Here is a 12,348-nt window from a genome sequence, read left to right as displayed (position 1 = left end):
ATGCCGCCATCATTTTTAGGGGCCAGCATTCTAGCCCGATCATGACCTAAAGGTCAGCTACAAGTGTCAGGCGGTTATCTGCAAGCGCCAGGCGGTAATCCCCAGCAGCAGCCAGCCCACGAGGAATGCCAGGCCGCCAAACGGGGTGACGATCCCCAGCTTGCTGATGCCCGTCAGCGTCAGCAGGTACAGGCTGCCGGAAAACAGCAGGATGCCCACGGCAAAACTAACCCCTGCCCAGGTCACCAGGCGCCCAGGAACCTGCGTGGCCAGCAGCGCGACACCCAGCAACGCCAGGGTATGCACCAGTTGATAAGTGACGCCGGTATGAAAAATCGCCAGGTATTCGCTGCTCAAGCGGCCCTTGAGGCCATGGGCGGCAAATGCACCCAGGGCGACACCGGTAAAACCGAAAAAAGCGGCCAGCATCAAAAAGCCACGCAGCATGGGGAACTCCAGTCAGAATCATTGGGCAGGGTCTGTATAATGGCCCGCTCGACGGGTTCGGCCAAGCCATCTCTATGCTGCCAATATTTGTGCGCCGCTTCATGAAAGCCCTGCTCTGGGTTGCCGGTGGCAGCGTAGTGCTGGTCCTGCTGTTGCGTTTTATTCCGCCACCGGGGACCGCGCTGATGGTCGAGCGCAAGATCGAATCCTGGTTCGATGGCGAACCCATCGACCTGCAGCGTGACTGGCAGTCCTGGGACAACATCAGCGACGACCTGAAAGTCGCGGTGATGGCCGGTGAAGACCAGAAATTCCCCGAGCACTGGGGTTTTGACTTCGGCGCGATTCAGGCCGCGCTGGCCCACAACGAACGCGGCGGCTCGATCCGTGGCGCCAGCACCCTGAGCCAGCAAGTGGCGAAAAACCTGTTCCTCTGGTCCGGCCGCAGCTGGCTGCGCAAAGGCCTGGAAGCCTGGTTTACCGCGCTGATCGAGGTGTTCTGGCCCAAGCAGCGGATTCTCGAGGTGTACCTCAATAGCGTGGAATGGGATGCCGGTGTGTTTGGCGCCGAGGCTGCAGCGCGCCATCACTTCGGCGTCAGCGCCCGCTCATTGAGCCGTCAGCAGGCCAGCCTGCTGGCGGCCGTGCTGCCGAATCCGCGGGTGTATAGCGCCAGCCATCCGAGCGCCTACGTGGCCCGGCGTGCAGGCTGGATTCGCCAGCAGATGAGCCAGTTGGGCGGCGACAGCTACCTGATCGGCCTCAACGATTCACGCCGGGCGCCTTGGGCGCAGTAGCCGAACACATTCCTCCAGACACCGCCCCCACAAGGGCCAAGATGAGTCAGGAAAATGGGCACAAACAAAAAACCCCCGATCAATGAGCGGGGGTTTTTGCATTGCGCCGCAGGTTAGGCGGCGATCGACAACTTGAGCTTGTTCATCGCGCTCTTCTCGAGCTGACGGATCCGCTCGGCCGACACGTTGTACTTCTGTGCCAGGTCGTGCAGCGTGGCTTTTTCTTCTGCCAGCCAGCGCTGGTAGAGAATGTCACGGCTGCGGTCGTCCAGTACATCCAACGCCTCGTGCAGGTTGTTGGTGGAGTTGTCGCTCCAGTCCGCATCCTCCAGTTGACGGGCCGGGTCGTACCGGTGGTCTTCCAGGTAGTTGGCTGGCGACTGGAAGGCGCTGTCGTCGTCCGCTTCAGCGGCCGGGTCGAAAGCCATGTCATGGCCGGTCAGGCGGCTTTCCATCTCGCGCACTTCGCGCGGCTCTACACCGAGGCTTTCAGCCACACGATGGACTTCTTCATTGTTCAGCCACGCCAGGCGTTTTTTCTGGCTGCGCAGGTTGAAGAACAGCTTGCGCTGGGCCTTGGTGGTCGCCACTTTGACGATGCGCCAGTTGCGCAGGATGAACTCGTGGATTTCCGCCTTGATCCAGTGCACGGCAAAGGACACCAGGCGTACACCCATTTCCGGGTTGAAGCGCTTGACCGCTTTCATCAGGCCAACGTTGCCTTCCTGGATCAGGTCAGCCTGGGCCAGGCCGTAGCCGCTATAGCTACGGGCGATATGTACAACAAAACGCAGGTGGGCGAGCACCATCTGCCGAGCCGCCCCCAAATCCTGCTCATAGTAGAGACTCTCGGCCAGTTCACGCTCCTGCTCTGGCGTCAGCAATGGAATGCTGTTGACCGTGTGCACATAGGCCTCCAGGTTTGCGCCTGGGACTAGAGCATAAGCAGGTTGCAAAGAAGTGGTCATACGAAAAAACCTCCGACTCACATAACTCGTGCAGTTCAGCACTGCGAAAATTGACCGGAAACCGAAGGACAAGTTCCCCTACACGCTGAAAGGATATACAAGCAAAAAGACACTATTTCGGTGCAAGCTCTCTCAAATGGCGTGCTACCGCAATCCACGCACCGATATAACCCAACAACACCGCACCAAGCAAGAGCGACAGACCATCGGCTACTGGCACACCTGCCAAGGCAAAATTACTGCCATACAGACCGGCTAGCCCGGTGACCGCATCATTCAGCCAGTTCAGGCCAAACGCCAGGACACCCCAGGAAAGAACCCCGGCGCCAAAGCCATAAAGCGCACCCATATAGAGAAAAGGTCTACGCACATAGCTATCAGTGCCGCCGACCAGTTTAATCACTTCTATCTCGGTGCGGCGGTTTTCAATATGAAGACGAATGGTATTGCCTATCACCAAAAGTAATGCAGAAACCAGCAACACCGTCAGACCGAAGACAAACCGCTCGCCCAGCTTGAGAATGGCTGCCAGGCGCTCGACCCAGACCAGGTCAAGTTGCGCCTGCTGCACCTTCGGCAACTCGGCCAGGCGCTGACGCAAACCTTCCAGGGTCGCCTTGTCGACTTCCTTGGGGGTCACCAGCACTACGCCCGGCAGCGGGTTTTCCGGCAACTCCTTGAGCGCTTCGCCCAGGCCGGACTGCTGCTGGAACTCTTGCAGCGCCTGCTCACGGCTGATGTACTCGGCCTCGGCGACGCCCGGCATGGCCTTGATCTGCTCACGCAGCTGCTCGCCTTCGCTGGCACTCGCATCCAGTTGCAGGTACAGGGAAATCTGCGCCGCACGCTGCCAGGAGCCGCCCAGGCGCTCGACGTTACTCAGCAAAAGTGACAGCCCCATCGGCAAACTCAGGGCAACGGCCATTACCAGGCAGGTAAAGAAGCTGCCGATCGGCTGCTTGCCCAGGCGACGCAGGCTGTCGAGCAGGCTGGCGCGATGGCTTTCGATCCAGGCGCGCAACAGGGTGCGGAAATCCGGGCCATCGTCTTCATCGCGTTTTTTCTTCTGCGGTTGCGGATCGGCGGCCTTGGGGGCCACGCGCTCGGAAACCTTAGGGCTGCGCGTCGCACTCATACCCCGGCCTCCCCGTCGCCGATCAATCGGCCACGTTGCAGGGTCAGCATGCGGTGACGCATGCGGGCGATCAGCGCCAGGTCGTGACTGGCGATCAGCACGCTGGTGCCCAGGCGGTTGATGTCTTCGAACACGCCCATGATTTCGGCCGCCAGGCGCGGGTCGAGGTTACCGGTCGGTTCGTCCGCCAGCAGCAAGGCCGGGCGATGGACGATGGCGCGGGCAATGCCGACACGCTGTTGCTGGCCGGTGGACAGGTCGCCCGGGTACAGGTCGGTCTTGTCCGAGAGCGCCACGCGTTCCAGGGCCGAATCCACGCGCTTGACGATCTCGGCCTTGGACAGGCCAAGGATCTGCAGCGGCAGCGCGACGTTGTTGAACACCGTGCGATCGAACAGCAACTGGTGGTTCTGGAACACCACGCCGATCTGTCGGCGCAGGAACGGGATCTGTGCATTGCTGATGGTCGCCAGGTCCTGACCGGCCAGCAGCAACTTGCCGGTGGTGGGACGCTCCATCGCCAGCAATAAGCGCAGCAGGGTACTTTTACCGGCACCCGAGTGCCCGGTGACAAACAAGAACTCGCCCCGACGGACTCGAAAGCTCAGCTCATGCAAGCCGACGTGACCGTTCGGATAGCGCTTACCGACCTGTTCGAAACGAATCATGAACGCTCCCGCTCGGCAAACAGTGCCTGGACAAAGGGTTCTGCTTCAAAGGTACGCAAGTCATCGATGCCTTCACCGACACCGATGTAGCGAATTGGCAAACCAAACTGCTTGGCCAGGGCGAAGATCACCCCGCCCTTGGCCGTACCATCGAGCTTGGTCAGGGCCAGGCCGGTCAGGGCGACCGTCTGGTTGAATTGCTTGGCCTGGTTGATGGCGTTCTGCCCGGTGCCGGCGTCGAGCACCAGCAGCACCTCGTGCGGAGCCTCGGCGTCGAGCTTGCCGATGACCCGGCGAACCTTCTTCAACTCTTCCATCAGGTTGTCTTTGGTGTGCAGGCGACCAGCGGTATCGGCAATCAACACATCGATATTGCGCGCCTTGGCTGCCTGCACCGCATCGAAGATCACCGACGCAGAGTCGGCACCGGTGTGCTGGGCGATCACCGCAATGTTGTTGCGCTCACCCCAGACCTGCAACTGCTCGACTGCGGCCGCGCGGAAGGTGTCACCCGCCGCCAGCATGACTTTCTTGCCTTCGAGTTGCAGCTTCTTGGCCAGCTTGCCGATGGTGGTGGTCTTGCCGGCGCCGTTGACGCCCACCACCAGGATCACGAATGGCTTGTTCTGCGAGGTGATTTTCAGCGGTTGCTCGACAGGCTTGAGCATCGCCGCCAGTTCCGCCTGCAGGGATTTGTACAGGGCATCGGCGTCAGCCAATTCCTTGCGCGCCACCTTCTGGGTCAGGCGCTGGATGATCACCGACGTGGCCTCGACGCCAACATCGGCAGTCAGCAGGCGGGTTTCGATGTCTTCGAGCAGTTCGTCATCAATGATCTTCTTGCCCAGGAACAGGCTGGCCATGCCCTCGCCGATGCTGGCGCTGGTTTTCGACAGGCCTTGCTTGAGGCGGGCGAAAAAGCCGGTCTTGGTTTCTTCGCTGCGCGCAGGCTCTGCGGCCACCGGCTCTGGAACAATCGGGGCAACGGGAGCGGGCGCGACCACAACGGGAGCGGCCACCGGGACCGGGACCGGCTCTAGAGTCGGCTGCAGCACTGGCTCAGGTGCGACGAACGCGGCGATGACCGGTTGCGGCAGGTCCGGCTCGTCAATGACCAGTGGCTCGACCAACGGCTTGGAGTCGACCACCAGCATTTCGACTGCTTGCTGAACCACGGTAGGCGCGGGAATCGGCGGGGTAATGTGCGGCGCCTGTTCGTCTGCAACCAAGGCCACCGGCTCTTCAGGGACCGGCAGGGTCAGCCACGGCGTGTGCACCGGCTCAGGAACAGGTTCTGGTGTAGGGGCTGGCGCAGACGCGAGCTCGACCACCGGCTGCAACACCGGCTCGGCCAATGGCAATACGACAGGGGCTACGGTTTCGACCACCGGAGCGGCTTCTATTACCGGCTCTGGCGCCACCTCAGGCAGTGGCTGTGGCTGTTCGACGACGGGTTCCTGCGGTTTTTTGCGCAGCCACCCGAACAGGCTTTTTTTCTCGCCAGCCGCAGCTGGGTTCTTCTTGTCGTCGTTGGAACCAAACATGGAGGACGGCTATCTCACGGTAGCGACGCGCCAATGGCGCCTCGGCAATTGAATATTCGATGCAGAACAGACTGTGTTTCACTCAGCTTGTTCACGCGCAACATTTTGTCGAGGTGCTCAACGGCACCTCAAAGCTCGACTAACACCAAGGACTAAAACGGTATCTTCGGCGAAAACGCAGAGTTTAGCTGATAAACCCAAAGCTTCTTGCGCAAACCTATACAGCCTACTGACCGATCAATGGCCTCATAGGCGTGGCCGCCAGTAAAACGGATCAGTATCCTAGCACCTCCTCGCCCGCCGACGCTAAGACCAAGCGGGCAGCCCAACAGGTTAAAAAACGAATGAATGCTCTAGCCCGCCGCGCTGCTGGCCTGCTGCTCAGCACAGTTTGTCTGCCCCTCGCAGCCCTGGCTGCCGACCCTCAACCGACCCACGAATTCACCCTCGACAATGGCCTGAAGGTCATCGTGCGTGAAGATCACCGTGCGCCCGTAGTGGTTTCCCAGGTCTGGTACAAGGTTGGCTCCAGCTACGAAACCCCAGGCCAGACCGGTTTGTCCCACGCCCTGGAGCACATGATGTTCAAGGGCAGCGAGAAAGTCGGCCCTGGCGAAGCGTCGCTGATCCTGCGCGACCTTGGCGCCGAGGAGAACGCTTTCACCAGCGACGACTTCACCGCCTACTACCAGGTGCTGGCCCGTGATCGCCTGGCCGTGGCCTTCGAACTTGAAGCCGACCGCATGGCCACCCTGCGCCTGCCGGCCGACGAGTTCAGCCGCGAGATCGAGGTAATCAAGGAAGAGCGCCGCCTGCGCACCGACGACAAACCAATGTCCAAGGCCTATGAGCGCTTCAAGGCCATGGCCTACCCGGCCAGCGGCTACCACACGCCGACCATCGGCTGGATGGCCGATCTCGATCGCATGAAGGTCGAGGAACTGCGCCACTGGTACGAATCCTGGTACGCACCGAACAACGCGACCCTGGTAGTGGTCGGCGACGTGACCCCGGAAGAAGTCAAAACCCTGGCCCAACGCTACTTCGGCCCAATCGCCAAGCGCGCCGTGCCACCGGCGAAAATCCCCCTGGAGCTGTCCGAGCCCGGCGAGCGGCAGATCACCCTGCACGTGCAGACCCAACTGCCGGCCCTGATGCTGGCCTTTAACGTTCCGAGCATTGCCACCACCCAGGACAAACGCTCGGTCAACGCCTTGCGCCTGATTTCCGCCTTGCTCGATGGCGGCTACAGTGGGCGCATCCCGACCCAGTTGGAGCGCGGTGAAGAGCTGGTCTCCGGCGGTTCGTCGAGTTACGACGCCTACACCCGTGGCGACAGCCTGTTCACCCTGTCGGCAACCCCCAACACCCAGAAGCAGAAAACCATGGCCCAGGCGCAAGCCGGCCTGTGGAAACTGCTTGAACAGCTTAAAACCACCGCACCTTCCGCCGAAGAACTGGAACGTGTGCGAGCACAAGTGATTGCCGGCCTGGTCTACGAGCGTGACTCGATCACCAGCCAGGCCACCGCCATCGGCCAGCTGGAAACCGTCGGCCTGTCCTGGAAACTGATGGACACCGAACTGGCCGAGCTGGAAAGCGTGACCCCGCAAGACATCCAGAACGCTGCCCGCACCTATTTCACCCGCGAACGTCTGAGCGTTGCGCATGTACTGCCACTGCCCCAGGAGAACGCGCATGAGTGAGATCAACAAGTCACGGGTGGCCCTGGTCGCCCTGGCCGTCGTCGCGCTTGCCGCTTCGGCGGTGTTCTACGTGATCCGCCCAGGCGAGATCAACGCCAGCGAAGCCCTCGACAAGGCCAAATCGAGCCAGAAGCTGCAATCGCTGGCCGAGCTCGACGGCAAGGCGCCGAGCCGACGCACCCTCGACGTGCAGACCTGGAACACCGCCGAAGGGGCCAAGGTGCTGTTCGTCGCCGCGCCTGAGTTGCCGATGTTCGACCTGCGCCTGATTTTCGCCGCCGGCAGCAGCCAGGATGGCGCCAGACCGGGCCTGGCGATGCTGACCAACGCCATGCTCAACGAAGGCGTGGCCGGCCAGGACGTCAGCCAGATCGCCCAGGGCTTCGAAGGATTGGGGGCCGACTTCGGCAATGGCGCCTACAAGGACATGGCCATTGCCTCGCTGCGCAGCCTGAGTGCCGTGGACAAACGCGAGCCGGCCCTCAAGCTGTTCGCCGAAGTGGTGGGCAAACCGACCTTCCCGGCCGATTCCCTGGCCCGGATCAAGAACCAGATGCTCGCCGGCTTTGAATACCAGAAGCAGAACTCGGCCAAGGTTGCCAGCCTGGAGCTGATGCGTCGCCTGTATGGCCAACACCCCTACGCCCACGCCAGCGACGGTAACGCGCTGAGCATCCCGGACATCACCCTGGCGCAACTCAAGGCCTTCCACGCCAAGGCCTACACAGCGGGCAATGTGGTGATCGCACTGGTCGGCGACCTGTCGCGCAGTGACGCCGAGGCGATTGCTGCCCAGGTGTCCGCCGCCCTGCCCAAGGGCCCGGCGCTGGCGAAAATCCCCCAGCCTGAGGAACCCAAGCCTGGCACCAGCCGCGTCGAGTTCCCGGCCAAGCAGACCAACCTGATGCTCGCGCAATTGGGCATCGACCGTGACGATCCGGACTACGCCGCCGTCTCCATGGGCAACCAGATTCTTGGTGGCGGCGGTTTCGGTACCCGGTTGATGAGCGAAGTGCGGGAGAAACGTGGCCTGACCTATGGTGTGTACTCGGGCTTTTCGCCGATGCAGGCCCGCGGCCCGTTCCTGATCAACCTGCAAACCCGTGCCGAAATGAGCGAAGGCACGCTCAAGCTGGTGCAGGACGTCATGGCCGACTACCTTAAAACCGGGCCGACCCAGAAAGAACTCGACGACGCCAAGCGCGAACTGGCGGGCAGCTTCCCGTTGTCGACGGCGAGCAATGCCGACATCGTCGGCCAACTGGGCGCCATGGGTTTCTACAACTTGCCGCTGAGCTACCTCGAAGACTTCATGCAGCAGTCGCAGAACCTGACTGTCGAGCAAGTTACCGCGGCCATGAACAAACACTTGAGCATGGATAAAATGGTGATCGTTACCGTCGGTCCTACCGTGCCGCAAAAGCCGTTACCGGCCCCTACTGACAAACCTTCCGAGCAGCCGCTCGGGGTTCCGGAGCATTAATGGCCACTCGCCCTAAAAAACCCGTGCACAACGTCCACAACGGTGTGAACCAACTACGCATCATCGGTGGTGAATGGCGCAGCCGTCGCCTGAGCTTCCCCGACGCCCCGGGCTTGCGCCCGACGCCGGACCGCGTGCGTGAGACCCTGTTCAACTGGCTCGCGCCCTATGTCGCCGGGGCCAAGGTACTCGACCCGTTCGCCGGCAGCGGCGCGCTGTTCCTCGAGGCGCTGTCCCGTGGCGCCGCCATGGGCCAGGCGCTGGATGCCAGCAGCCTCGCGGTGTCGAGCCTGAAGGAACACCTGGGCACCCTGCGCTGCACCGTCGGCCAGGTGCAGACCGCCGATGCCCTGCGCTACCTGGAAACCCAGCCAGCGAGCGCCTACGACCTGGTCTTCCTTGACCCGCCGTTCAACCAGAACCTGCTGCCTGCGGTGTGCTCGCTACTGGAAGAACGCCAGTGGCTGGCCGACGACGCCTGGATCTACACCGAAAGCGAGAACGCACCATCGACCCTCGGCCTGCCGGGCGCCTGGCGCCTGCACCGGGAGCAGAAATCCGGTCGGGTGTACTACGCGCTGTGGCATCGCCTCGTGGAACAATCCGCTTGATACCATGCCTGGGCAGCCAAACCTGACTGCCCAGGCACTGGCTTCACTCAAGATACATAGTTAATACCAGCCCCCTCTACGCATCGCCGACATTGATTGAGCGTTTTTCACATCAATCAATGAGGATGCACATCCAATGAACATCTACTGCAGCGCCCTGCTGCTCCTGAGTGGGCTGATGCCCATGATGGCGTTCACGGCCAGCGCGTCGACCACCCATGAGTTCAGCCTGGACAACGGCCTGAAAGTCGTAGTTCGCGAGGACCACCGCGCGCCCGTGGCCACCTCCCAGCTGTGGATCAAAGTCGGTTCCAGCCAGGAACCGCCGGGCCAGTCCGGGCTGTCCCATGCACTCGAACACATGCTTTACCAGGGCAGCAGCAAAACCTGCGCCGGTGAAGCCTCGGCCATCCTGGAGCGGCTCGGCGCCGAGGAAAACGCCGTCACCAGCAACGACTACACTGCCTACTACCAAACCCTGGCACCCGATCACCTGGGCGTGGCGTTTGAACTGATGGCCGACCTGATGACCACCGCGCACCTGCGCACCGAATCGTTTGCCACTGAAATCGAAGTGATCAAGCAAGAGCGCCGCGAACACACCGATGACGCGCCCCAAGGCCTGGCCATGGAGCGGCTGCAGGCCATTGCCTTTCCCTCCAGCGCCCATGCCACGCCGACCATCGGCTGGATGCACGACCTGCAAAGGATGAGCGCGACCCAGCTACGCGAGTGGTACCAACGCTGGTACGCCCCCAACAACGCGACCCTGGTCATCGTCGGTGATGTCAGCCTGGGCCAGGTAAAACCCTTGGTCGAACGCTATTTCGGCGACATTCCCCGCAAGACCCTGCCCCAGGTGTACGCCCCTCTGGAGCTGGCCGAGCCCGGCGAGCGCAAAATCGCCTTGAGCCAAGCCATTCATGCGCCGCAATTGCTCATGAGTTTCAACCTGCCCAGCCTGACCACTGCGCCCGACCGGCGTACGGTGCAGGCCTTGCGGTTGCTAGACATACTGCTAGCCGGGTCCAACAGTGCTCGCTTGAAAAAGCACCTGCAATTTAATGAGGACCTGTTCTCCCAGATATCTTCCGGGTACGACCCGTTCAACCGTGGCGACAGCCTGCTGTTACTCAGCGCTCAACTCAACAGCCATCAGCGGATCAGCCTGGACCAGGCTCAGGCGCGTATCTGGCAGGTGATAGAACAACTGAAAACCACGCCCCCCGACCCCGAAGAACTGGAGCGCGCGCGCACCTTGCTGATTGCCAGCCAGGTGTACCAGCAAGACTCGATCACCGAGCAAGCCACTCGAATGGGCACGCTGGAAAGCATTGGCCTGTCATGGCGCCTCATGGAAGAAGACATCGAGACACTGAACCAGGTGAGTGCCAAGGATATCCAGCAGGCGGCCGTAACCTATCTGACTCGACAACGCATGAGCGTGGCGCACCTAATGCCGGAGAACAGCCATGAATAAGTCCGCACCTTCACGTTATGTGCAACCGCTGATCAGCCTGATTTTTTGCTGCTGCCTGTCAGCCCAGGCCCAGCCATCCTCCCCATCGCCCCCCGCCGGGTCGAAACTGCAATCACTGGCCCAGTCGCCGGCGACGCCATCCGTCCCCCGCGCGCTGAAGATCCAGGCCTGGAAAACCGTGACAGGAACCAAGGTGCTGTTTATCCAGACGTCGGAACTGCCGATGTTCGACGTGCTCGTCAGCTTCGCCGCAGGCAGTGCACGAGATCCACAACATCCGGCCCTGGCCGCCGCCACGTTCAGCCTGTTGAACGAAGGCATCCAGGGCAAGAGCCTGGCGCAGACCAATGAAATCTTCGACGGTCTTGGGGCCCGCTGGGGCATGGGCATCAACCATGACCGCACCTGGTTCTCGTTGCGCAGCCTCAGTGCGCCGCAAAAGCGTGAGCCGGCCCTGCAATTGTTCGCGCAGATGCTTGGCCAGCCGCTGCTGGCCGATGACGCTTTGCTGCGAGTCAAGAGCGAGCTGCTGCAGATTATTGAGAGCCAGCAGCAAGACCCGCTGACCAAGGTGTTCCGGGGCATGGGCGGACTATTGTTCAACGGCCACCCCTATGCCCAGTCGATCTACGGAACAGCGCAGGACCTGGCAACTCTCAGCCGTGAACAGGTCCAGGCCTTCCACAAAGCCAATTACCACGCAGGCAACACCCAGATCACTCTGGTCGGGGACCTGACCCTGAAACAAGCGCAGGACCTTAGTCTGCAAATCAGTAACAGTTTGCCCGTCAAACCTACTACGTCGACCGTGCCGGATCTCCCGGTCACGCCGCCCCCCGTAGCCTCGCGGCATATTGAGCAAGCCCAGAACCAGACCCACCTGATACTGGCTCAACTCGGTGTCAGCCGTAAGCACCCCGACTATGTGGCACTGAAGGTGGCCAACCTGATATTCGCCGGTGGCAGCTCCGGATCGCGGCTGATGCAAGAACTGCGCGAGAAACGCGGCCTTACTTACAGCGTGTCCATGGAAACTGCCGACAAGCAATGGGCCAATCCCACGGGGATCCATGTGCAAACCCAACCGCAATTCAGCGAAGGCACGCTAACCCTGATCAAAAGCCTGTTCCGCGATTACCTGCACACCGGGCCGACCTCGCGGGAACTGGACGACGCCAAGCGCCTGATCCTCGGCAGTACCGCACTGGCCAGTGCCAGCAATGCGCAGATACTCTCCGGACTGTCGGAGATCAGCCGTCATGATTTGCCCTTCGACCTGGATTTTTCCGAGCATCAAGCCCAATCGTTGACGGTCGAGCAAATCAAGGCGGCACTCAACCGGCACTACAACGCTGATCACTGGAGCGTGGTCACGCTGGGGCCGACCACGACCCAGCAAGCCCTGCCAGAACCCGTCGATCGAGCCGGCCTGGGCATGTGTCGCGCTGAGGAGCAGATTGTGGCAAGTTAGTTTTCCAGTTGCACCGGCAGAACGAGCACTTCGTTCTG

Annotated in this window: 11 protein-coding genes; 6 read left to right on the top strand and 5 right to left on the bottom strand. The window is 61.5% G+C overall.

Annotated elements, in window-relative coordinates:
* Positions 1-66: 66 nt before the first annotated feature.
* Positions 67-447, bottom strand: coding sequence for a DUF423 domain-containing protein (locus ACM6IP_RS08145; RefSeq protein ID WP_095164544.1), 381 nt, complete (start codon positions 445-447; stop codon positions 67-69).
* 74 nt (positions 448-521) lie between these two features.
* On the opposite strand from ACM6IP_RS08145, the gene mtgA reads away from it, so the two are divergent.
* Positions 522-1,244 (top strand): monofunctional biosynthetic peptidoglycan transglycosylase, encoded by a 723-nt coding sequence (gene mtgA / locus ACM6IP_RS08140; protein WP_414861249.1) that lies wholly within the window; start codon positions 522-524, stop codon positions 1,242-1,244.
* Positions 1,245-1,357: 113 nt separating this feature from the next.
* On the opposite strand, the gene rpoH is transcribed toward mtgA, so the two are convergent.
* The 4 genes from rpoH to ftsY all read right to left on the bottom strand — a co-directional run bounded on the left by rpoH (position 1,358) and on the right by ftsY (position 5,559).
* The gene (gene rpoH / locus ACM6IP_RS08135) at positions 1,358-2,212 is read right to left on the bottom strand and encodes an RNA polymerase sigma factor RpoH (RefSeq protein WP_095164548.1); all 855 of its coding nucleotides are present in this window, start codon (positions 2,210-2,212) and stop codon (positions 1,358-1,360) included.
* A 112-nt stretch (positions 2,213-2,324) separates the two neighbouring features.
* Positions 2,325-3,347: a permease-like cell division protein FtsX gene (gene ftsX, locus ACM6IP_RS08130; RefSeq protein ID WP_095164550.1), complete on the bottom strand. Its 1,023-nt coding sequence runs from the start codon at positions 3,345-3,347 to the stop codon at positions 2,325-2,327.
* On the bottom strand, positions 3,344-4,015 hold the full coding sequence (gene ftsE / locus ACM6IP_RS08125; protein WP_095164552.1) for a cell division ATP-binding protein FtsE: 672 nt from the start codon (positions 4,013-4,015) through the stop codon (positions 3,344-3,346). The genes ftsX and ftsE overlap by 4 nt, the downstream gene beginning before the upstream one ends.
* Positions 4,012-5,559, bottom strand: a complete 1,548-nt coding sequence (gene ftsY, locus ACM6IP_RS08120) for a signal recognition particle-docking protein FtsY (RefSeq protein ID WP_414861248.1) — start codon at positions 5,557-5,559, stop codon at positions 4,012-4,014. Before ftsY ends, ftsE begins: the two co-directional genes overlap by 4 nt.
* 344 nt (positions 5,560-5,903) lie before the next feature.
* On the opposite strand from ftsY, the gene ACM6IP_RS08115 reads away from it, so the two are divergent.
* The 5 genes from ACM6IP_RS08115 (at position 5,904) to ACM6IP_RS08095 (ending at position 12,310) form a co-directional block, all read left to right on the top strand.
* The gene (locus ACM6IP_RS08115) at positions 5,904-7,265 is read left to right on the top strand and encodes a M16 family metallopeptidase (protein ID WP_159998410.1); all 1,362 of its coding nucleotides are present in this window, start codon (positions 5,904-5,906) and stop codon (positions 7,263-7,265) included.
* On the top strand, positions 7,258-8,748 hold the full coding sequence (locus ACM6IP_RS08110; RefSeq protein ID WP_414861247.1) for a M16 family metallopeptidase: 1,491 nt from the start codon (positions 7,258-7,260) through the stop codon (positions 8,746-8,748). Before ACM6IP_RS08115 ends, ACM6IP_RS08110 begins: the two co-directional genes overlap by 8 nt.
* Complete coding sequence (gene rsmD / locus ACM6IP_RS08105) at positions 8,748-9,359, top strand: 16S rRNA (guanine(966)-N(2))-methyltransferase RsmD (RefSeq protein WP_095164560.1); 612 nt, start codon at positions 8,748-8,750, stop codon at positions 9,357-9,359. Before ACM6IP_RS08110 ends, rsmD begins: the two co-directional genes overlap by 1 nt.
* A gap of 136 nt (positions 9,360-9,495) precedes the next feature.
* Positions 9,496-10,839, top strand: a complete 1,344-nt coding sequence (locus ACM6IP_RS08100; protein ID WP_414861246.1) for a M16 family metallopeptidase — start codon at positions 9,496-9,498, stop codon at positions 10,837-10,839.
* On the top strand, positions 10,832-12,310 hold the full coding sequence (locus ACM6IP_RS08095) for a M16 family metallopeptidase (protein WP_414861245.1): 1,479 nt from the start codon (positions 10,832-10,834) through the stop codon (positions 12,308-12,310). Before ACM6IP_RS08100 ends, ACM6IP_RS08095 begins: the two co-directional genes overlap by 8 nt.
* Positions 12,311-12,348 lie beyond the last annotated feature (38 nt).

The sequence above is a fragment of the Pseudomonas sp. IT-P176 genome (genome assembly GCF_949767245.1).
GTDB lineage: Bacteria > Pseudomonadota > Gammaproteobacteria > Pseudomonadales > Pseudomonadaceae > Aquipseudomonas.
This window is presented reverse-complemented; position numbering and strand designations above follow the sequence as displayed.